Below are 22,156 nucleotides of genomic sequence, written 5' to 3' on the forward strand. Positions count from 1 at the left end.
CCTCCTGTTGTTCGATAAATTCGGTTGGCGAACCAAATTTATTGTAACATCGGGAGGAATTTTTTTGGTACATCGCTGGAAGCTCTCCTGAACCATACGCATAGCGTATGGTTTTCTTTTGACAAAAGAAAAGAAAGCGGAAGAATGGCTGCCCATTTTCCCGCTTTCTCTTCTTTTCCAATATCGAACTTAGTTTTACGGCATCTCAGTTACTTTGTCTGCAATGGGCGTTCTTGGCTTCAACGCCGGAATCTCAGCTGGATAACCGACTCCCAGCACGCCGATGACCTCCGCTCCGTCAACTGCGCCAAGCAGCTCACGGTTTTGCGGCTGAGCGCCGATCGAGCTCCAGAACACACCCGCTCCCGCCTCTTCGGCCAGCAGCATGAAATTCTGGATGAAGCACGACACCGCCATTACATTCTCGTCTCGCTCCAGCTGCTTGGAGGCAGGCTTCGAGAGCACCGCAAGCGCAATCGGGGCTCCGCCCAGATCTGTTTTATGATTCAGCTTGGCCCGGGTCTCCGGCCCGAGGAATAAAATCTCCCACGGCTCGTTCATTCGGTGATTTGGTGCATAGCTGGCTGCTTCCAGCCAACTCATTACGTCATCCCTATTGATGGTTTCCTTCTTGAAGGATTTGATTGTACGGCGTCGTTGAATCACTTCTTTTATGCTCATATGCGTATCTCCCCTCTAATCCTTGGTCACAACTCTACCATAATTAAAACCTATGCAGCAATTTGCAATACAATTATAGCAACAAAAAACCGCCATTCGATCTTCATCGGAATGACGGCATGCAGCTTACGAAAGCTGCATAGTCGAAATACAGGTATTGTCCCCTTCAAAGGTTGAGATTTCTTCCTTGCCGGATTTATCGCCGTGCCCGATCTCCACCTCATACTTACGATCGCGCGGCAGCCAAATATCAATAAATCCATTATTATGAGCCTGCAGCGTATCATCAATGATGACATTCCCGTCCTGATCCGTTACTTTGACTTCAAAGGACTCGCTGCTCATTTCTCCTTGACAGCCGGTCAGGCTATGAATCGCGCAGGGATGCGTCTCGTTGATGTAAGGGGCGATGGAGACAAAGAACTCGTCCTTAGGCAATTCATAAGTAGTCTTTGACTGATCCAAACTCGTTACAATCAACTGATGGGAAGTGATGGATGCACCTTCGGCAGACAGCTTGTCCGTACTGAAATCATTCACCATTTGCTTGATCTCTTCCGCGGATTGGGCAGCCCTCTCCTTGCCCTGCTTCCCGCCCGTACAGCCTGATAGCAGCAGACTTATCGAAGCGATCAATAACAGCCAGACTAAATATCTGTTTCTCATCGTTTACCTCCATATTATCCAAGACGCCCCGAAGGGCGTCTCGCATCTTGCCTGCAAATATTACTTGGATTGGATATAGCCCTCAGCTTTGAGCAACTCCGCGATCAGCACGGCTCCGCCGGCTGCGCCGCGCAGCGTGTTGTGTGACAATCCTACAAACTTGAAGTCATAGAGCGAATCCTCACGCAGACGTCCGACCGAAACTCCCATTCCGCCTTCGATATCCCGGTCCAGCTTCGTCTGCGGACGATTATCCTCTTCAAAATAAGTGATGAACTGCTTCGGCGCGCTCGGCAGCCCCAGCTCCTGCGGACGACCGGAAAATTGCTTCCAGCGTGCAAGAATCTCTTCCTTCGATGGCTTATTGTCAAAAGAAACAAAGACCGTTGCCAAGTGCCCGTCCGTTACAGGGACCCGGATACATTGAGTCGTAATGAGCGGGGATTCCGTCTTGATAATCTGGCCGTTCTCCACCGATCCCCAGATCCGCAGCGGCTCCTGCTCACTCTTCTCTTCCTCGCCGCCGATGTAAGGGATCACGTTGTCCAGCATTTCAGGCCAATCCGTAAAATTCTTCCCTGCTCCGGAAATGGCTTGATAGGTCGAGGCCACCACTTGCCGCGGCTTGAAATCCAGCAGAGCATGAAGTGCCGGGACATAGCTCTGGATCGAGCAGTTCGGTTTAACCGCAATAAAGCCTCTCTCCGTGCCGAGACGTTTTCTTTGCGCCGCGATAACTTCGATATGTCCCGGGTTGACCTCCGGAATCACCATCGGTACGTCCGGTGTCCAGCGATGAGCGGAGTTATTGGAGATAACCGGCGTGCCGGTCTTGGCATATGCCTCCTCCAGCGCTTGAATCTCATTCTTCTTCATGTCTACGGCGCAGAAAATGAAGTCAACGTCCTTCGCGACCTTTTCCACCTCGGAAGCATCCTGAACGACAATCTTCTTCACGCCCTCCGGAATGTCTCCCTCCAGCTTCCATCTTCCCTGAACCGCTTCTTCATAGGTCTTCCCTGCGGAATTGGCGCTGGCTGCGATCCCCGTTACCTCGAACCACGGATGGTTCTCCAGCAATTGAACAAAGCGCTGGCCCACCATTCCTGTTCCGCCAACAATACCTGCTCGTAATTTTTGTGCCATCGTATATTCAGATCCCTTCTCTTTATATTTATGTGAGATGAATTAATAATCGAGGTTGTTCAATAAGCCATCTTTCAATCACGCTGAAAAGCCGACTTTTTGAACTCGCAATAATAACGTATGTCAGTACAGCCTCTTAATGTAACAAAAAAATCCCACCCCCAAGACTACGTAGTCCTAGGGACGAGATTGCTTCTCGTGGTACCACCCTACATTTACTAATACGTCGCCGCACCAGCCTCTTCAAGTACGGCGCTGCCTTGGGCAGGCGCGTATACTCTAGCTCTGTAACAGGAGCTCCTGTCGTGCCATCTCCAGTAGATCAAGGTTCCGGCGCGCTGCTCGGAGTCTTTCTTCAATGAACGCTTCCTTACTCCCTTTCAGCAACCGGGAGCTCTCTGCAAAGGATCGCCGTCATTTACTTCTCTCGTCATCGCATTTGATATTGTAGCTATATTATCAAATAATCGCCGCAAGATAAACCCCAAATTTAATACAACGTCCGCCATAAGTAAAAAGTCGCATAAGCTTCCCAGCCTTGCCAGCTGTTGAACATTTCCCGCAGCATGTCAAGTGACGGCTTCTTCTCCATGCTTAGAAGGTTCTTGACGGCATTATGAAGACCGACATCTCCGATGGGAAAAGCTGTAGGATCGCCCAAGCAGCGCATCCTGACATAATGGGCCGTCCAGGGACCGATGCCCCGGATCGAGACCAGCCGCTCCTCCATGGCATCAAAGCTATCCATAGCCAGCAGCCCCTCCCGGGACAGCTTGCCCGCTGCCATCAATCCAGCCACTTCCAGAATCGTCGCACTTTTCATTCGGCTCAGCTTCAGGGCCCCGAGCTCGTCAGCGCTCACCGCCAGCATTTGCTCCGGGGTAGGAAAGCGCCGATATACGTTCCCTTCCCATTGCACGGAATCGCCGTAAGCGGATGTCAATCGCTCCTTTAAGGTATAGGCAAAGGCCAGATTCACCTGTTGTCCGAGAATCGCCCAGCAAAGCGCTTCAAACAGATCGGGTATGCCCATAAGTCGAAGTCCATTCAAATTCCGAACTACGCCAGCCAGCCTCGCATCACTCGATGCCAGTCTATAGAACGGATCCAGATCCCGGTTTAAGTCAAACCAGGTGGTTACGTAAGCCGCTGCTTCCAATTGCTCGGCCTCATTCAATGGTCCGCCGTAAAGCGCCGTAACCACAAGCTCAAGATCATCCTTACTGCTTACTTCGAGCAGCACGTCTCTCCCAGCCAGAGATACCAGCCTGCGAATGCGATCCTCATGCACCGCATACAGACATTCACTGTTTGAGCCTGACAGATAATCCAGACATAAACGAAAGGAAAAGGGTACGGGAGCAGGCAATTTAAAACTGAAACCGGGCATGTCCGGACATTTCAACCGGCTTCACTCCTTCCAGCCTGAGCAGCATGTCTTTGATTTTCAAGCCTCCCCGGTACCCGACCAGTGTCTGATTAGACCCGATCACCCGATGACAGGGAACAATAACTGGAACCGGATTGGCCCCGTTAGCCGTTCCAACAGCCCGTACCGCCTTAGGACGTCCAATCGCAGCAGCAATGTCACGATAAGTCTGCACCTCACCATAAGGGATCATCAGAAGGGCCGACCAAACCTCCTTTTGAAACGGTGTGCCGAACAAATCTAGCGGAACCCCTGAAAAATCAACTTGCTCTCCCAAAAAGTAGCCTTTAAGCTTCTCGACAACCCCCATGCCGTCAATCCATTCATCGTTCTCCTCCAAAGTCGTTCCCGGCCTGAACCGCTCAAGCCATGCGGCCGCACCCTCCAACGTATCCTGCGGATACATCAGCCGGCAGACCCCCTGCTCGGTAGCCAGTATTGTCCATACCAGACCTTCCCGACCGAACGCCTCCCTGCTCCAATAGACCCTTGAGTCATTCATTAGATTCTATCCCCTTTACTGTAAAGTGCTCTATAATCTCGCGGCGAGCATCCCGCTTCCCGTTTGAACCATACTGTAAAATGTGACGGGCTTCTGAATCCGACTACTCTGGAGATCATGCCCACGGTCGGTTCATCCTGCGCCAGCAGCTTCTTTGCTTCCTTCATACGAACCCCTTGCAAATATTCAGCAGGAGAATAGCCCTTCACCCGTTTATATACTTTTTGCAAATGAAATGGACTGACCGCTAACTGACCAGCCAGTATATTTAATGTCACCGGTCTGGACAGATCCTGTTCAATCAAGTGATCTACCCTGGCAGCCATCATCTCGTCAGGTCCAAGTTCCCCCGCTTCCTCCGGCTTGCAGCGTTTGCAGGGGCGAAATCCCAGCTTTATTGCTTCCTCTGGAGAGTTCACAAACCGCACATTTTGCGGATAAGGCGTTCTGGCCCGACAGGATGGACGACAGAAGATGCGGGTCGTCCGGACACAAGTATAATAGATTCCGTCATAGGTATGTTCCTTGGCGAGCACCGAAGCATAGATCAAATCAAAGAGCTTCTGTTCCACTGATTATCGCCTCCTATTGCAAGTATAACCCGAACACCCGTTTCCTTAAAGCCGTCTCGGCTACGATAGCAACAATTCGACATTCCGGTAACATGATGAGACCCAAAAAAAACAAGCCCCCGCAGATCGATCCGGGAGCTTGTCAGTATTATAAATCCAAGGTCATAAATACGCTATTAGGATCCTCGGAATAATCCGAGAAAGGTTCACAGTACTGAAAACCGAAAGCCTCATACAGTCTGCGGGCCGGGTTAAAGGCTGCCATCGAGCCTGTCTCAAGACTGAGCTTGTGATAACCCCGCTTGCGCGCCTCATCAATCAGGTATTGCAGCAGGCTTCGAGCCACCCCTTTTCGCAAATAGGCCGAGGAGGTCTTCATCGATTTGATCTCCGCATGTAAGGCATCCAGCTCCTTCAGCGCCCCGCAACCTGCCAATTCTTCACCGTTCCACGCGCTCCAGAACGTAATTCCCGGGCCCTTTAATTTGTCTAGATCGAGGGCATGCACGCTTTCAGGCGGCGAATGAAGATACATGCTATGCAAATGCTCTCCGATCAATGCTGCTATTTCACTTCCAGACAGGTCGTCCCTCTTGATCTCGTACATCATATCGTCTCCTTGCTCCCTAACTTATTTTTTCTCTAAGTTATTACTCCAGTATGGTATCAAGCTCCTCAGGAAGATCGGATTTTTTCGTCACCAATAGCCTATGAATCCGGTGATGGCCGACCTCTTTTACAGCAAACACATACCCGTTATATTCAAAAACCGGCTTCTCCTGAATCGTAGGAATCCGGTGAAGCATTCCGATCATAAACCCGCTAAGGGTCTCATATTCATCATCCGGCAGCGCAATCCCCAGCACTTCCCGCGCATCGTGCAAAGCCATCGTGCCTTTGAACAGATAACCGCCTTCCGGGGTCATTTCATATTCCTGTTCATCCTCGTCATGCTCGTCAAAGATATTGCCTACGATCTCCTCAAGCAAATCCTCCATCGTAACAATCCCCGCCGTACCTCCGTATTCATCCACGGCAATAGCCATGTGTACGCGGTTCTGTTGGAGCTCTTCAAATAAATCCCTGGCATTTTTCGAATCCGGCACGAAATAGGCCTTGTTCACATGATCTCTCAGATCCCAAGTCTCTGTGTCCGGCTTCCGGAAATAACCCAGCAAATCCTTGCTGTGGAAGATGCCGATGATATTGTCGATAGTATCTTCATACACCGGGAAACGCGTGTACTGTTCCTCGTCCGCCAGCTTGGCGACCGAGACCATATCCAGATTGACCGGGATCGCTACCACATTGAGACGATGAGTCATAATATCCGAGACCGTCCGGTTATCGAAATCAAAAATATTGTTGATCATCAGCTTCTCGCTGGCTTGAATCGTGCCGAGCTCTGTCCCTGTATCCAGCATCATGCGGATTTCTTCCTCTGACACCTCTTCATCATCGGAATTGGGATCCAGCCCGAAGGCCTTAACGAGCAGGTTTGTTGATACCGTAAGCAGCTTGACAAAAGGAGCTGTTATCTTCGACAACACCGACAGCACATCTGCTGCCAGCATGGCCATGCCCTCGGCCCGCTTCATGGCAATCCGCTTAGGCACGAGCTCCCCAAGCACCAGCTGGAAGTAAGACAGTACCAACGTAATCACGATGAGAGACAAGGTGCTTAACAGCGACGGGGACAAAGGAACGCCCCACTTAATCAGTAATGCCGCCAGGTCTCCGGCAAAGCTCTCGCCGGCAAAGGCACTGGCAAAAAAGCCTGCCAGCGTAATCCCGATCTGAATCGTTGCCAGAAAACGGCTTGGTTCTCCCAGCAAGCTGACCAGCAGCTTGGCCTTACGGTGTCCTTGCAGCGCCATGTTTCTAATTTTGTTATCGTTCAGGGAGATTAATGCAATTTCGGATGCTGCGAAAAAAGCATTAATTAGAATGAGTACAAGGATGATGAGCAATTCAAACATCGTTTTCGTCCTCTCTGCGGAAGATATGTACGTTGCCCTTAACCTCCCCCCCATTCGCGGCAGGAGTATGCATCTGACACTTTCGCATTCTATAAGTCAGGGCCGTCAATAAAAATATTATATCATCTGGCGGAGCATTCACAAAGGACGGCGGATGTCTTCTTCCTGCGCCAAAACCAAAAATAAGCCTCCGCTCCAGGTCCTATTGGCCTGAGTGGAGGCTTATCCTCTCTTTGCATTAATCATGCGCAGTGCTTAGCTTGCCGGCTCCCATTTACAACGAACCGGTGAAGTAATCGCTGCTTCCGCCTTCAATTCCTTGAACGCCTTGTCAATCTCCTTGCGGTCAAGCCCGCTCAGCTTCTCAACCTCTCCTGCGCTGACCGGCTTGCCGGCTTCCTTCATTGCAGCCAGAACTTGTTCCTTAATGCTCAAGCTTAAGTCACCTCATTTCCCGAATATTATCTTTACCATATCAGAACAATAAGAGGGATTACAGCTTGTTCAACAAATGTTCATCAACCGATTAGATAGGGTCATGAACCTGAACCTTTTCTGCCGTCTTCGCATTTCTGCCGCCCAGCTTGAACACCAAAATTCCGCCGATCAGAATCAACACTCCGGCCAGCTTATTCCAGGAGAATGGAACCTTTTCAAGGCCAAGCCAGCCCATCGTGTCCCAGATCATCGCCGTTACCAGTTGGGTAATCAGCACAATAGAGATCGCGAAGGTCGGTCCGAGACGTCTGACACCCTGCACCACACAAGTGACCACCCCTACCCCGATAATTCCGCTGAACCAATACCAAGTCTGCATAGAGCTCAAATCCAGACGGAACATATCTCCGCCTTCGAACACAACGCCCAGCAGCAAGGATGCCGCAAATCCCAATCCAAGCACCAGCGTCGTAGTCATCCATGACCCGGTATTCTCATTCACCTTGCTGTTGAATATATTTTGCAGCCCGACCAGCGCACCCGCTGCAATCGAGAATAACAGTCCCATTAGCATTTTGCTTTTCCTGCCTCTCTATCCTCAAGATTCATAGCTTCCATATTTGGACAGCTCCTTCAGCTCCTCCCGGTTCCGCAGTGTAATACCGTCCAGCTCGCGTTCGACAAGCCCCGCTTCCGTCCATTGCGACAATATCCGGTTCATGTGCCGGTAGCTGACGCCAATCATGCCTGCCGCATCCTTTAGAATCTCCAGCTTGATCCGGCTGTTCACCGCTTCTTCCGTGCCATCATCAACAACGGATAACAGATAGCTGGCTAACCGGACCTCCGCTGGATACAGCAAATTGAAGCTGAGCGAGCTTGACTTCATAAAGAACTTTTTCGTAATGATATCCAGCATGAATCTCAAAAATGCGGCATTCTGGTCCCCAAACCGATCCAGCCACCGGTATTGGACGGCAAGCATCTGAACCGGCGTCACGGCTTCGACCGTATTGAGCGTTTCGCAGCGCTGGATATACTCAATGTCTCCTACCAGATCAAGCGGGGTTTTAAAAGAGAGCACCAGTGTCTTTCCCTCGGATGAGGTGGTGTAAATTTTGATTTTTCCGTGGACCAGAAAATAAAGCGTATCGGCTGCTTCTCCCTGCGAGCAGACCCATTCTCCGGGCTGATAGCTCGAGAGTGACATATAAGGCAGAATCTCCTCCGGAACTACCTTGAGAAGTCCAAAATCCGTTAAATAATCCTTGATCGTTCTCTGCTTCTCTTCCATAAACGTCTTACCTCCATCCCATCACAACAACACCTGCGATCATCATGCCGATGCCGATAAATTGAGGCAGCTTCATCTGTTGCTTCGCCAGTCCGAACCAACCGAAGCTGTCTATCAGGAAGGTAACGAGCAATTGGGCGATTAAGACCGAAGAAGTGCTGAAGGTGACGCCGACCAGCTCAATCGCTTTTACATTGCTGAAAATAACGATTGCCGCGAAGGACCCGCCGGCTAAGTAAAGGGGCTTCACCCGCTTGAATTGACGAGGATGTCCATCCTTGAATGCCAACAATACAAGCAATGCAACCACAAATCCGGTGCATTGCGTTAGGGCTGCCGCCTGCCAGGTCCCAAGATCCTGACTGATCCGGGCATTGGCAACCCCTTGAAAAGTGATAAATGCTCCGCCAAGAATGGCAAATAAAATTCCTCTCATCCTCTATCGATCCTCCAAAAGTTCTGCTAAAGCTACTTTAAAGGCATATCGTCAAACTTGAAAGGACATATGTCCTTCATGTGATTAATTATTAATGATATTACTTCTCCTTATAGCCTGCTGACATGACATGGGAATTGGACTATTTTACCCCTCGTTTATAAGATAATCCCCCTATTTGAAACCCTTTTCTTACGTTACTATTTTGCTAACAGCCAGATTTCGCGCACAACAATCAAATTTGGGGGGAATTCTGTTGAAAAGAACTTCTATCGTTTTACTGAGCATCATGATGTTGTTCTCCATGTTTATCGCCGCCTGCGGAAATAGTAATAGCAATGCAGGCAACAATGCACCGGCATCCGGCAACACAGACACCAACACCAATCAGCCCGTTGCCGAAGAACCGGCAAAAGATGCCGAGAAGGTTACGCTGCGCGTATTCTCCACTTTTGGCGGAACCGACGCTGCACGCGATGCGTTCCAGGCGGTCATTGATGAATTTACAGCAAGCCACCCGAACGTAACGATTGAAAATGACACCATGTCGGCAAATGATGACGGATTCCGTACCAAGGTAAATACGGATATGACCAGCGGCAATGAGCCGGATCTCCTCTTCTACTTTATCGGCGCTGATGCCGAGGGCTTTGTCAATGCCGGTAAGGTCGTTCCATTAAACGAGATTCTGGACGCGAATGCGGACTGGAAGAACGGATTCATTCCAGATGCACTGGAACTGGCCAGACAGGCGGATGGAAACATCTATGCCGCTCCATTGACCGGCTTCTACGAAGGTCTGTTCGTGAACAAGAAGATCTTTGAGGATAACGGACTGGAATTACCTACGGATTGGACAAAGCTGACTACTGCCGTCAAGGCGCTTGCAGCAAAGGATATTATTCCTCTCTCCGTTCCATTCGATCAATCGCACTATTTGATCGAGCACACCATCCTTTCGGCTGCCGGACCGGCTGGACAGGACAAAGGACTGGCCGAAGGGATTGAACCGAATTGGGAGAAGGCCTATGCAGCAATGAAGGAGCTTTACGAGCTCGGCGCCTTTCCGAAGGATGCTGCGACCATCGACCTGAATATGACCGGCAACTATTATAGTGAAGGCCTTGCAGCCATGACCATTGAAGGCTCCTGGGCCATCGGCGGCTGGAGTGATGACACGCGTGCCAACACAACGGTAATACCTTTCCCTACTGTGCCTGGCGGTGCAGGCAGCGGTAACGATATTGTCGGCGGCTTCGGCTCCGGATTCTATCTGTCCAAGGCCACTTACGACAATGCAGCCAAGAAAGACACGGCGATTGAGCTGTTGAAACATCTGACATCACCAAACAGTATTAAGACTATTGCCAGTGCGAATGGCGGAACGCCTGCAGCCGATGTGGAGGTCACAGGTCTACAGCAGGTTCAGCTTGACGGCTTCGCAATGACAGCCAAGGCCGATTCAATCAGCGCACCTGTGGACAGCAAGGTAGCTCCTGAGACCTTCTCCGATCTTCGTGCCAGTGTTCAGCAGGTTGTAACAGGCAAGAAGACGCCAACCGAAGCGATTGAAAGTGCCAAAAAAGTTGAGGATGCCAATAAGAACTAAACTGTTCACTGGCGAACTTCACTGCTAGGAACGCTTGCGCCGCCCCCTTCTCTTCCATTCGGGCGGCGCACCCGTTTGCCTAAGCTATATAAGTTGAATGATTCTAAGCAGTACCCGGGCAAAAGTGTGAAATGAATCTTATGAAACGACAGTGGTCGCCTTTGTGAGCGGATTTCCCCCTTGTCATGGCTTAGTGCAATCAAAGAAATCCGCGAACAACAGCGATCGTAAGATCATTTCACACGGCTGCCCCATTACGCATAAGTATTTGTCCAATTTATATAGCCACTACTTTACAGCAAGGGTGATGATGATGAAGGGTGATCGGAAATACATCTTCCTGTTCCTCCTCCCGGCAGCAGTCCTGATGAGTGTATTCATGTACTACCCTTTCTTTAAGAGCTTGTACTTAAGCTTCTTCCGGACCAAGGGCTTTTTCGACAAAAAATTTATCGGCTGGGATAACTACACTCGGCTGTTTACGGACGATCTGCTCGGCGCTGCCACGCTGCACACACTTGAAATCATGCTGTATGTCATCTTGTTTCAAGTCGGAATCGCGCTTGTCCTTGCAGTCATGGTTGATCTGATCGGCAAGCTGAAGGGCTTTTACCGTACCGTCTTTTTCTTCCCTGTCGTCATTTCGGGAACGGCAATCTCGCTTTTATTTGTGCTTTTTTACAACTACAATTTCGGTCTGCTTAACAGCGTGCTTGCCAATTTCGGAATTGACAAGGTGTTGTGGCTGGATGAAGGCAACGCGCTCAAAGCCGTATCCGTGCCAACAGTATGGCATTATGTCGGGTTCTATTTCGTGCTGTTCCTGACAGCGATGTCCAAGATCCCTTCAGACTATTATGAGGCTGCCAAGCTCGAGGGCATTTCTGCCTTCAAACGAACGACGATGCTGACCATTCCGCTGATTATGAGCGATATTAAGGTCGTCATTACGCTTGCCATTACCGGGACATTGAAGGTGTTCGAGTTCATCTGGGTTATTACCAGCGGGCAGAACGGAACCGAGGTGCTCGGTACGTATATGTACAAAAAAGCGATGGTTGACCAGAACTTTGGATATGGCTCCGCGATTGCCATCTACATGGTCGTGTTCGGCGTTCTGCTGTCCCTGCTGGCCAATCGCCTGCTCAAGCGTGATGAGATTACATACTAAGCGATATAGGGGTGTACCGTTATGCAGCCAACAATATCTGTAGATCGTCGGGTTCAGCGGAGGGAATTCAGACGCTTCCGATGGAGCAGCGTATTGATCTATTTTTTTCTTAGCGCTTGGGCGATGACAACTATCTATCCGCTCTTCTGGATCGTGAACAACTCCTTCAAGGTGTCGAGGGATGTCATGAATAATTCCTTCGGACTTGCGCTAAATCCGGATCTGATCAATTACCAGAATGCCTTTGACCGGATGAATATCGGGAAGAGCTATATCAACAGTCTGATCATGTCGGGGGCCACCGTCCTGCTCGTGCTGATCTTTGGCGGGCTTGCTGCCTACGTGCTCTCCAGGTTCAGCTTTTCCGGTAAAAGAATTATCTTCTCCATCCTGTATGCGACGCTGCTTATTCCGGCCTTTGCCACCGTCGTTCCGGTCTATGAGCTGCTGATCAAGACCAGCTTGGTCAATACGTATTGGGGGCTCATTCTGCCGCATACGGCCGGTAATCTGACCTTTGCCATTCTAGTTATGGCAGGCTATATGCAGACGATTCCCAAGGAGCTTGAAGAAGCGGCATTCATGGACGGGTGCAACCGCCTGAATATGTTCAGCCGAATTTTCGTACCGATCTCCCAGCCTGTCTTCGCATCAGCCAGTATTTTCGTCTTTCTCTGGTCCTATAATGACTTGTTCTCGGCGTTAATCTTCGTGAATAAGGAAAATGTGCGCCCCATCGTTGCGCTCTTGAATGAGATCAGTTCACAGTACGGCACCGACTTCGGGTTAATGGCAACAGCCGTCTCCCTGACTGTCATTCCCGTGCTCATCGTCTACCTTTTCATTTCGAAATATATTCAGAAGGGCCTGACCGAAGGTGCCATCAAGGGGTAATCAAAAGAGCTTTCCCGTTCGTCTGCTTAGACGGATAGGAAAGCTCTTTTGCTCCATTTATAATCGGATCGAGCTGAGACTGCCATTTCGGGCAAACAGCTCATCCACTCGCTTCTCGACCTCGGGATCATGCAGAAGCGGGGGGGCCTGATGCGGCTTGGAACGAGCATCAATGATGACATTATCGCAAGACCAGTGCTTATGCTCCACATAGCTGTTTACACCATAAATATCATGAGAAGGATTGCTGCGGGTAAATGTGACCCACAAAAAATTGCTTAAGGATTCACTTAAGAAGAAGCTGTCATCGCATACCACCAGCATCGGACAGGATTCGATCGTTCCCTGCTCCCGGATAGCATCGCTGATCTCCTTCATTTGCCCGGCAGCTTGTTCATACGACTCAAATGTTCCGGCTTCAACAGCAACGACTCCCGGGAATACCAGACGCGGATTATCAAGTCCGCGAATATTCTTCAGCAGCTCGGGAACCTCTCGGCAGAGCTCCCGCTTCACATCGCCGTAAGCAGCAAATACAACCTTGCTCCCGGTATTTAGACCCGTACCGGAATAATCGAGGGTATCGATGGTCGTATTCGTCTGAAAATGAATGTCGCGCTTCAGATCCATCCGTTCCAGAATATACATCAGGAACTGCTCGATCTCATGCGTATCCAGCGGCTGCCGATCCTCTGCCGTAATGAACAGATACTTGGCAAGACTCAGTTGTCCGGTTCCAAGAATCCGGTTGGCAAGCGTCAGCAGCTCGGCAGGCTGCTTCACCTGCTGGTAAGGCGTATAGCGTTCACTGCCAATGGCGAATAGCAACGGATGAACCCCGGCCGCATCGACAGCATGAACCTCTTTAACCCCCGGAATTTCCTGCTTGATGGCATCCCCGGTCAATTCATGAATCAGTTCTCCGAACGCTGTATCCTCTTGAGGCGGTCGGCCGACCACCGTAAACGGCCAGATCGCATGTTCCCTGGCATACACCTTGCGCACCTTCATCACCGGGAAAGGATGAACCAGACTGTAATAGCCCAGATGATCCCCGAATGGCCCTTCCGGCTTCGTATCCTCAGGATAAATCTCGCCGGTAATGACAAAGTCAGCATCATGGCTTATACAGAAGCCATCCTCGTAGCTGTACCGGAACCGGCGGCCGCCAAGCATGCCGGCAACCGTCAACTCGCTCAGACCCTCCGGCAGCGGCATGACCGCGGCCAGCGTATGTGAAGGGGGCCCGCCGACAAAGATACTGACCTTGAGGGGCTCCCCCCGTTTCGTCGCTTTGGTCTGGTGAATCCCGATTCCGCGATGAATCTGGTAATGGACGCCTACCTCGCGATCCTGCTCATAGCTGTTGCCGTTGAGCTGAACCCGGTACATCCCCAGGTTGGAATTCATAATTCCCGGCTTGTCCGGATCCTCCGTATACACTTGGGGCAAGGTCACAAAGGCCCCGCCATCCATCGGCCAGTGCTTGATCAGCGGCAGATCGGAGATCGCGATCTCCTGCGCAGCAACCGGGCGAGAGCTCATCCCCTTCATCGGAAGCGCCGTCAGGGCCGCTAACCCGGTTCCGACGCTCTGCAGCGGATGCTTCAATGCAGAGAGCGGATTATTGCGCAAAGCGATAATTCGCTGGGTGACATCCCATGTGTTGCGAAAGATAAACTTGCTGCGTTCGATCGTTCCGAACAAATTGGAGACCGCACGGAATTTGGAGCCTTTTACCCTCTCAAATAACAGTGCAGGGCCGCCAGCCTCATACACTCTCAGGTGGATCGACGCCATCTCCAGATGGGGATCGACTTCCTCCCGAATCCGGACCAGATGTCCGTGCTTCTCCAAATCCATCAGACATTCTTCCATACTACGATACATAATGTAAGCTCCATTCTATGGGCATGGGGCCGCAATCTTATTCTTCGTCAAACTCCACGTTATGATAAACCTGCTGCACATCCTCCAGATCCTCCAGAGCGTCGATCAGCTTCTCGAATTGAGCAACAGAATCCGCAGGCAAGGTAATATAGTTCTGGGCAAGCATCGTCAGCTCGGCGACCGTAAACTCGGTAATTCCTGAGGCCCGGAATGCTTCCTGTACTTCATGGAACTGGTCCGGTTCAGCATAGACGATTACCGTGTCTTCTTCCTCCACAATATCGCGCACCTCGACGTCGGCCTCCATCAGCAGCTCAAACACTTCATCGAGGGTCTTTCCTGCCACACCGATCACGGCAGTAGAATCAAACATATAGGATACCGAGCCATTTACCCCCATGTTGCCGCCGTTTTTATTGAAAGCAGCGCGTACCGCCGAAGCTGTCCGGTTAACATTGTTGGTAAGCGAGTCTACGATGACCATCGAGCCGTTCGGTCCGAAGCCCTCGTACCGCAGATCCTCATAGGTTTCTTCTCCGCTCCCCTTGGCCTTGTCCAAAGCGCGGTCGATAATCGCCTTCGGGACATTGTATGTTTTCGCGCGCTCCAGCACGACCTTCAACGCACGGTTGGATTCCGGATCAGGCTCGCCTTTCTTGGCAGCGACATAAATTTCTACGCCAAACTTGGCATAAATCCGGCTTGTATTCGCATCCTTCGAAGCTTTCTTTTCCTTAATATTGTTCCATTTACGACCCATCGGTGTACCTGCTTTCTATTTGAAATTTTCGCACTCTATTATACCATCAATTCCTGATAGTAAAAATGGTCGATCAAGTGACCATACCGGGTGATTCTCTAAAGGCCTTCCGCCTCCTGCGTCTATTCCCCTCGAAGTACTGGCGGAGCAGTCACCCAGGCATCACTTAATCCGTAGTGTTCATTGAGGTCTTGAAGGTAAATCGAGAACCTGGTCAAGTCGCGGGAAGCCGTAATATTTGCTGTTGTAATCGGTGACTTGTCCTCTCCCCATTCCGTCATCGTGTAGGAATACATGGATCCGTCGAACTTCAGCGTAACGGGATAGATAAACTGTTCATCTATACTAAGGGTTCCTTTTATGACCGGCTTTCCGAGCAAATTGGGATACTCTTTTCCTGTTAGTAAAACTTTTGATGCCCGTTCAAAGTTCTTTTGTTCGGAATAGATCGCTCCCTGAAGCTCCTGCCGAATCTCTCTTGGTGTATGGTAGAGCACGCCTGCTGCAATCAAAAGAACAACCACAACAAGAAAAATCAGTTTCTTCATCAAAGTCCTCCCTCGTAATCGTTACTGCTCATATCATCCGATAATATCAAAAAGCTCGTGAAGCGCATGGATCTCGTATGTCGGTTGTATATTTGTCTTGTTGGCTGCCCGGCGGGGATTGAACCAGCAGGTTTCTATGCCGTACCGGTTGCCGCCCTGGATATCGCTGCTTAAAGAATCGCCGATCATGAGGACTCCATCTTTGGCTTGAAGGCCCAGCTTTGCAAATGCAACTTCAAATATTCCTGACTCCGGCTTCTGGGATCCAGCTTCCTCCGATACAATGACCTGCTCAAAGGTGTTGCTGAGCGGAGACCTCCGAATACGTTCATGCTGTACCTCTTTAATCCCGTTGGTGATGATTGCAAGGCGGTATCCTTGAGCGGACAATGCTGCACACAGTTCTTCTGCGCCATCCAGCAAATAAGCCCCTCTGCCCAAATTCACCAAATATTCGCCGCTAAAAGCGACAGGATCCAAATCCAGCTTGAACGCCTGGAACAGGCGGGAGAATCGTTCTGTACGCAGCAGTTGGCTGCTGATTAGTCCCGCTTCCAGCTCGCTCCACAGTTCATGGTTAATTTCTTTATATCGTTCGAAGTGCATCGGCAAGAACTCCATCTCATGGGCGAGAAAAGTATCCTCAAGCGCCGCTGTCTCCGTCCGGGAAAAGTCAAACAAGGTTTCATCCGCATCAAACAATAAAGTATGGTATTTCATCTCTCTAGACCTCCTTATGAACTACGTAAGTTGAACTAATGAGTTTACGTTCTGGGCAACGTATGAAGGGTGCTTACGATCACTGTTGAATTTCACTCACAAAGGCGAACGCTCTCGCTTTATGCTTCCGAAGTAGCTTTCTTACAGAAAGCTTTTAACCCTTCACACTTATGCCCTTTCTACGCAGCTTATTTAGCTCAACTTATATAGCTTCCTCTTGATTGTAGCGATTCAAACCGTCTTTGTCATGCGCGAATGTCCTGACAAGCAGATGCTACCGTAACCAGCGCTTTCGCAAAATCTGATTTGATAGGATTCTTTCTCCCAAAAAAAAGAACCGGTGTCCAACGGCGGACTGCCGGTTCTTAACAGCGTGGCTAGCCTATAAAACCAAAGGCGCCTGCAACAAGTACGATAATCGCGAAAACCATTCGATAGTACACAAAGAGGCAAGCGTTGACGGCAGGATGCTGGATTTGCTCTCCTTACTCCAACCAACGATCTAATGGGAGGTCTGCTGTGTTCACATCGGGTGATTGGGAAGCTTTTTGCGGGTTAAGCAGCCGTTGTCTTGCCTTTAGCATGGAATTTGCTCGTGAAGGAAGCGTGCCTTGGATGTTCTTTCGTACGGTTTGAACCGCTTCGACCACATAGCCGTGGACATGAGAACGATCTGCAACTCGAAGGGCTCAGGAAAACATTCTCTCACCCATGTGTGGTAATACGACGGCTTTAGGGCGTAACGAGCTAAAATCAGGGTGCTGGCGACACGGATCTCTGGTAAATCAAGCAAAATATCGGTATACAGGTTGTGCATCTGTCATTCCCTCAAGTTGGATTGGTTGCACAACCATCTTACGGAATGTACAGATGTTTTTCTATATTTTCGGCTTAAAGCCTATGAATTCGTTATTTTCAAGCACTACGTTTTGTATAGATCCACTTCTGATAATCCACATTTTTTTAATGCTAATTATTACCGATAAAATACAATTAATAGAAGTAAGCCCCATCCAAATTAACATTGAATACGACACCCACACCTTTATCATTAAATAATTATTGTCTAATAGATAAGGCAAGATCAGTACCAATACCAAAAGCATAATGCTTAGGACTAGTGCGATACTACTTCCTATCATTTTTCTGAGCCTTGTCTTTTCATCTTTAATATTTAGTTGTATTCCCTTAACGAGTTTTATTGCTTGGACACATAAGATAACGACGGCTATTATTACTAAGAATGAAAATACCAAATCAATGAATAGATACGCATCATCATAATTGAATTTATTCATAGGATTTCCATTCATATTCTCATAAATGTTATTAGCAATTAGCGATGATGCAGTTGAATTCAAATTAGCCAGAACAAATATGGCCTGCTGCTTTTCTAAATCAATAAGAACTTGTGAGGAGTAATTAGGATTAGATCCATTATGACTAATGACTCTATTTTTCGTATCAATACTCCATCCGAATGAATAGTATTTATTCTCAACTTCGTCTCCCGCCGTTTGGATGCCGACTTGATGAGATTGTTCGATCGCTTTCGATAAATGATCTGGCATATCTCCTATCCCCATTTGGGCATTAATCCAGCGTTCCAAGTCTTTTGAATTCGTGACCAAATATCCTGCAGCGATATTCCCATAATATCTAGGGGCATCATATTCTAAGCTTCTTCCAAAAAATACACGATATCCTTTGGTAAGTTTATCGGATTCCTTTTCCTGACCTGTTGAAAAATAACTATCGGTCATTCCTAAAGGAAGCAGTATATTTTCAGTCATGTAATCTTGATAACGTTTGCCTGTAACTTTTTCAATTATCATCGCTAAAATATCATAATTAACTGTAGCATAATTATAGGCTGTCCCAGGATATGTATCTAATACAATGTCAGACACATTATGTATCGTTTTTTCAAGCATATCGTCCGTGGTACCTTCAGGAATTAACCGAATACTCCACGGTGGAATTCCACTTGTATGGGCTAACAACTGATGAATCGTAATATTAGCTTTCTCACCCTTAATGGTTGGCTTAAACGTTGGAATATAGTCTGTAATAGAATCTGAAAGAGATAAGTAGCCCTCATTTTCTAATAAAATAACGGCCAAAGCCGTAAATGCCTTTGTCGTCGATCCCAACTCAAATAATGACTCTTCAGTTACCCTCTTCTTATTATTAACATCTGCATATCCGAAATTCATATATTTTGTCTTGCCCTGCTCTGATACTACTATAGCCACCCCTGGAGTCGCTGATTTAGCCATAATGGTCTCCACCATATGATCCGTATTATCATAATTCCCCGTCCTTATTAAACTCCCAAGTTCATCCCAACACGCAATAGTAGTAATAATTGCGATAAGTAGGATGACACATCCTGTTGATGCGCCTGTTCTACTTAGTATTTTCTTCATTGTGGTTCTCCCTATTATTAGTCTTCTAAAAAAAATAATGAAACCCTGAACTGCCTCTCTCGATGAACTTCACATTAAGCGGGCCGAGGCGGCTTGTCCAATGATGCAGGTGAACACATTGTTCACCTGCATCATTGGACTACTTTCAATTCAATTTTATATCCCTAGATACACCTTCTTCATACTCTCCATTTCCCATAATTAGATGGAATCCTTGACCACACGTTTGTAGTAGAGTACAGACAAAAGTCCGAAAATGGAATAGAGCACCGTGTAGAGCAGCATGACCAGCAGCATGGGGGCCAGCATTTCCGTACCGAATAAGAACCAGCCTGATTTTACAGCAAAATAACTATGGCTAAGCCCGATCACAAGCGGAATGCCGAAGTTGAATAGCTGCTTGTAGCGAATTCCTCCAACCAGATCATCCTGAGTAAAGCCCAGCTTACGGAGAATGGTATATCCCGGCCTTTCTTCTTCACTTTCATCCATTTGCTTGAAATAGAGAATACAACCCGAAGTGACTAAGAAGGTAAGCCCCAGGAATCCGACGATGAACATGATCAACCCAAAGTTTGCACGCTGCCCCATCTCATATTCGTATTGGGAATTTGCGCCATATTCATCTTTAAATGAATTCATGCCTGCGAATGCTTCGTTAGCGTTTTTCAGTTGGGAACGGTCTGTTATATCTACTCCGTAGTACACCGTGAATTCCTGATCCGGACTTCCCCCCACCTTAAGCTCCTGATAGATCGACTCGTCCACAATCACTACAGGGAAGCTAAAATTGAAGCGGGGCGGCAGCACCGTTTCTTTGTCCATGCCGACCACATCAAACGGGTATGACTTCTCGGCAGTTAACAGCGTGATGCTATCCAGCGTATCCATTTGAATAATACTCATGAATCTCTTGTCCAGACCGCGAAATAATGCCTCTCCGGCCTGAATATCCTCTCCGATAGCTGAATCGCCAAGCACGGCTACGTTTAGGGTATCGGATTGAATATCAAGCAAATCTTTATTGATGAATGATTCTGCGTCCATGCTGACCCAGACCGGTTCAAGCACATTCTCCTTATAAGCAATACCTTCCGATTCCAGAACTGCTGTAAACTTGTCGAGCAATTCGCTCTCATAGAAAGAGAAGTCGTTCGGGACATTATTTTTTGCCATGGAAGCGGCTGAGTAGTACGAAATGTAGCTAAGCGACAGCATCCCGATCGCCAGCGCGGATAGCGTCGTGATGACGGTAAGCAGCAGTGCGTTCGACTTCATCCGGAACATAATTGAAGACAGCGAGAGCACTTCCTTGATCGTTAAATATCCCCTCTTGCTTCTGCGGATCAGATTGAAGATAAAGCTCACGGAGCCTTTATAGAAGAAATACGTTCCCGCGATTACCGATCCTAGGATAAATAACATCGCCCCCATTAATTGGGCCATATCTGTGAATTTCCCGCTGAACAGCTGAGACGACACTTGATATCCCAGCAAAATAAGCGCGATCCCCGCGACCCCCATCAAAATGCTCCAGACCGAGAGCTTTTCCACCCGCTGCTGGGCCAGCGACACAACCCGGAACAGACTGAGAATACTCTGTCCTTTGATAAACAGATAGTTCATCAGCATAATCAACAGATAGATGCCTGAAAACACAATCACCGTCTGAACCAACGCTTGGGGAGAAAAGCTGAGACCGACTATGGCATCAACCTGAAGGATCTTGAGTAGTATCATCAGTATGAGCCTTGATACCGCGAAGCCTGCAAAAATCCCGACGGCCATAGAGCCGAAATACAGCATCAAATTTTCGAAGGTGAGAATCTGGAAGATCTTCCCCTTTGTCAGACCGACCAACTGAAATAACCCGATCTCCTTGCTGCGCCGCTTGATGAAAATGGTATTCGCATACAGCAGAAAGACAGCGACGATCACGACCAGCAGGACGGAGGAAGCGCCGATAGCTGCTCCTCCTTTGATGGTCCCTTCCAGGACGTCAATCGAAGGATTAAATTGCAGGGTCACGAACGAGAAATATAAGGCCACACTAAAAATCAAGGCGAAGACATACAGATAATAATTTTTAATATTCTTCTTCAGATTCCTTAAAATGATCACTCGCAAACTCATGGCTGCACCCCGCCCAGCACACTTTGTGTTCGGATAATATCATTGTAAAATGCCTGACGGCTCTCATCGCCCTTATTCAGTTGGGAATAAATCTGTCCGTCCCGAATGAAAATAACCCGGCTGCAATAGCTTGCCGCTGCGGCATCGTGCGTCACCATCACAATCGTTGAGGCGAGCTTGTTATTCATTTCACTGAGCTTCCCCAACAGATCACTCGCCGATTTCGAATCCAGCGCCCCGGTGGGCTCGTCCGCAAATATAATGCTCGGCCGATGAATGAATGCACGCGCAGCGGAGGTTCGCTGCTTCTGCCCGCCGGAGATCTCCGCAGGATACTTGTCCGCAAGCTCATAAATGCCCAGCTCGGAGGATACCCGCTGATATCTGTTTTGTGCTTCCTGCCGGCTTACACCGGTAATGGACAGCGGGAGTAATACATTCTCCTTCACCGTCAATGTGTCCAGCAAATTATAATCCTGAAAAATAAATCCGAGATGCTGTTTGCGGAACTCGGCCAGTTCCTTTTCCTTCATGCCCGTAAAGTCCTTGCCTTCGATGAGGATCGAGCCCTGACTGACCCGGTCGATCGTCGAAAGTACATTTAAGAGCGTTGTTTTGCCTGAGCCCGACGGCCCCATGATCCCTACAAACTCTCCCTTTTCCACCTTCAGATCAATCCCCTTGAGGACCTCCTGACGATTGAATTTGTTCCCGTATACTTTAACTATTTTAGCTGCTTCCAAAATGGTCAAGACGACTCACTCCTCCATGTATCCTTGTTTATGGCATTATTATACCCTGCCTGAGAAGCTGCCTTCCTGCGAATCAACGAACAAAAGCAAACCGGCATGTGACATTC

The 22,156-nt window shown here is 48.8% G+C and carries 23 protein-coding genes and 1 other annotated feature; of the genes, 3 read left to right on the forward strand and 20 right to left on the reverse strand.

Going from position 1 to position 22,156, the window contains the following annotated elements:
* The 13 genes from KI362_RS21820 to KI362_RS21880 all read right to left on the reverse strand — a co-directional run.
* On the reverse strand, positions 1 to 181 hold a 181-nt coding region (locus KI362_RS21820; RefSeq protein ID WP_301630478.1), incomplete at its 3' end, for a hypothetical protein.
* A 14-nt stretch (positions 182 to 195) separates the two neighbouring features.
* Positions 196 to 681 carry a nitroreductase family protein gene (locus KI362_RS21825; RefSeq protein WP_301630480.1) on the reverse strand — a complete coding sequence of 162 codons (486 nt, stop codon included), beginning with the start codon at positions 679 to 681 and terminating at the stop codon, positions 196 to 198.
* A gap of 126 nt (positions 682 to 807) precedes the next feature.
* Positions 808 to 1,347, reverse strand: coding sequence for a CueP family metal-binding protein (locus KI362_RS21830; protein ID WP_301630482.1), 540 nt, complete (start codon positions 1,345 to 1,347; stop codon positions 808 to 810).
* A 60-nt stretch (positions 1,348 to 1,407) separates the two neighbouring features.
* Positions 1,408 to 2,493: an aspartate-semialdehyde dehydrogenase gene (gene asd, locus KI362_RS21835; RefSeq protein WP_301630484.1), complete on the reverse strand. Its 1,086-nt coding sequence runs from the start codon at positions 2,491 to 2,493 to the stop codon at positions 1,408 to 1,410.
* Between the two features lie 176 nt (positions 2,494 to 2,669).
* Positions 2,670 to 2,936 (reverse strand) — a binding site (T-box leader).
* 47 nt (positions 2,937 to 2,983) lie between these two features.
* Positions 2,984 to 3,898: a DNA-3-methyladenine glycosylase family protein gene (locus tag KI362_RS21840; RefSeq protein ID WP_301630486.1), complete on the reverse strand. Its 915-nt coding sequence runs from the start codon at positions 3,896 to 3,898 to the stop codon at positions 2,984 to 2,986.
* A complete protein-coding gene (locus tag KI362_RS21845; RefSeq protein ID WP_301630488.1) occupies positions 3,864 to 4,424 on the reverse strand; it encodes a methylated-DNA--[protein]-cysteine S-methyltransferase in 561 nt (186 codons plus the stop codon). Before KI362_RS21845 ends, KI362_RS21840 begins: the two co-directional genes overlap by 35 nt.
* The gene (locus tag KI362_RS21850) at positions 4,424 to 4,996 is read right to left on the reverse strand and encodes a bifunctional transcriptional activator/DNA repair enzyme AdaA (RefSeq protein ID WP_301630490.1); all 573 of its coding nucleotides are present in this window, start codon (positions 4,994 to 4,996) and stop codon (positions 4,424 to 4,426) included. Before KI362_RS21850 ends, KI362_RS21845 begins: the two co-directional genes overlap by 1 nt.
* A gap of 148 nt (positions 4,997 to 5,144) precedes the next feature.
* Entirely contained in the window at positions 5,145 to 5,603 is a 459-nt protein-coding gene (locus KI362_RS21855) for a GNAT family N-acetyltransferase (protein WP_301630492.1), read from the reverse strand.
* Positions 5,604 to 5,646: 43 nt separating this feature from the next.
* Complete coding sequence (locus KI362_RS21860) at positions 5,647 to 6,975, reverse strand: hemolysin family protein (protein ID WP_301630494.1); 1,329 nt, start codon at positions 6,973 to 6,975, stop codon at positions 5,647 to 5,649.
* Between the two features lie 255 nt (positions 6,976 to 7,230).
* Positions 7,231 to 7,410, reverse strand: coding sequence for a transcriptional regulator (locus KI362_RS21865; RefSeq protein ID WP_212939768.1), 180 nt, complete (start codon positions 7,408 to 7,410; stop codon positions 7,231 to 7,233).
* A 91-nt stretch (positions 7,411 to 7,501) separates the two neighbouring features.
* Positions 7,502 to 7,987 carry a DMT family transporter gene (locus tag KI362_RS21870; RefSeq protein WP_301630496.1) on the reverse strand — a complete coding sequence of 162 codons (486 nt, stop codon included), beginning with the start codon at positions 7,985 to 7,987 and terminating at the stop codon, positions 7,502 to 7,504.
* Positions 7,988 to 8,011: 24 nt separating this feature from the next.
* Positions 8,012 to 8,707 (reverse strand): Crp/Fnr family transcriptional regulator, encoded by a 696-nt coding sequence (locus tag KI362_RS21875; protein ID WP_301630497.1) that lies wholly within the window; start codon positions 8,705 to 8,707, stop codon positions 8,012 to 8,014.
* Between the two features lie 7 nt (positions 8,708 to 8,714).
* Complete coding sequence (locus tag KI362_RS21880) at positions 8,715 to 9,143, reverse strand: DMT family transporter (protein ID WP_044478546.1); 429 nt, start codon at positions 9,141 to 9,143, stop codon at positions 8,715 to 8,717.
* A gap of 256 nt (positions 9,144 to 9,399) precedes the next feature.
* Here KI362_RS21880 and KI362_RS21885 point away from each other — a divergent pair, with 256 nt between their 5' ends.
* The 3 genes from KI362_RS21885 to KI362_RS21895 all read left to right on the forward strand — a co-directional run bounded on the left by KI362_RS21885 (position 9,400) and on the right by KI362_RS21895 (position 12,817).
* Complete coding sequence (locus KI362_RS21885) at positions 9,400 to 10,752, forward strand: ABC transporter substrate-binding protein (protein ID WP_301630499.1); 1,353 nt, start codon at positions 9,400 to 9,402, stop codon at positions 10,750 to 10,752.
* Between the two features lie 313 nt (positions 10,753 to 11,065).
* Positions 11,066 to 11,923, forward strand: a complete 858-nt coding sequence (locus KI362_RS21890; protein WP_306432853.1) for a carbohydrate ABC transporter permease — start codon at positions 11,066 to 11,068, stop codon at positions 11,921 to 11,923.
* 21 nt (positions 11,924 to 11,944) lie between these two features.
* Positions 11,945 to 12,817, forward strand: coding sequence for a carbohydrate ABC transporter permease (locus tag KI362_RS21895; RefSeq protein ID WP_301630503.1), 873 nt, complete (start codon positions 11,945 to 11,947; stop codon positions 12,815 to 12,817).
* Between the two features lie 57 nt (positions 12,818 to 12,874).
* On the opposite strand, the gene KI362_RS21900 is transcribed toward KI362_RS21895, so the two are convergent.
* The 7 genes from KI362_RS21900 to KI362_RS21930 form a co-directional block, all read right to left on the reverse strand.
* Positions 12,875 to 14,707 (reverse strand): UbiD family decarboxylase, encoded by a 1,833-nt coding sequence (locus tag KI362_RS21900; RefSeq protein ID WP_301630505.1) that lies wholly within the window; start codon positions 14,705 to 14,707, stop codon positions 12,875 to 12,877.
* Positions 14,708 to 14,744: 37 nt separating this feature from the next.
* Positions 14,745 to 15,467: a YebC/PmpR family DNA-binding transcriptional regulator gene (locus KI362_RS21905; RefSeq protein WP_044478542.1), complete on the reverse strand. Its 723-nt coding sequence runs from the start codon at positions 15,465 to 15,467 to the stop codon at positions 14,745 to 14,747.
* Between the two features lie 122 nt (positions 15,468 to 15,589).
* Positions 15,590 to 16,015 (reverse strand): hypothetical protein, encoded by a 426-nt coding sequence (locus KI362_RS21910; protein ID WP_301630507.1) that lies wholly within the window; start codon positions 16,013 to 16,015, stop codon positions 15,590 to 15,592.
* A 33-nt stretch (positions 16,016 to 16,048) separates the two neighbouring features.
* Positions 16,049 to 16,735 (reverse strand): YjjG family noncanonical pyrimidine nucleotidase, encoded by a 687-nt coding sequence (locus KI362_RS21915; RefSeq protein WP_301630509.1) that lies wholly within the window; start codon positions 16,733 to 16,735, stop codon positions 16,049 to 16,051.
* An 878-nt stretch (positions 16,736 to 17,613) separates the two neighbouring features.
* Positions 17,614 to 19,164: a serine hydrolase domain-containing protein gene (locus KI362_RS21920; protein WP_301630511.1), complete on the reverse strand. Its 1,551-nt coding sequence runs from the start codon at positions 19,162 to 19,164 to the stop codon at positions 17,614 to 17,616.
* Between the two features lie 201 nt (positions 19,165 to 19,365).
* Positions 19,366 to 21,297, reverse strand: a complete 1,932-nt coding sequence (locus KI362_RS21925) for an FtsX-like permease family protein (protein WP_301630513.1) — start codon at positions 21,295 to 21,297, stop codon at positions 19,366 to 19,368.
* Entirely contained in the window at positions 21,294 to 22,049 is a 756-nt protein-coding gene (locus KI362_RS21930; protein ID WP_301630515.1) for an ABC transporter ATP-binding protein, read from the reverse strand. The genes KI362_RS21925 and KI362_RS21930 overlap by 4 nt, the downstream gene beginning before the upstream one ends.
* Positions 22,050 to 22,156 lie beyond the last annotated feature (107 nt).

Origin of the sequence: Paenibacillus apis, assembly GCF_018333295.1 — a bacterium.
Classification (GTDB): domain Bacteria; phylum Bacillota; class Bacilli; order Paenibacillales; family Paenibacillaceae; genus Fontibacillus; species Fontibacillus antibioticophila.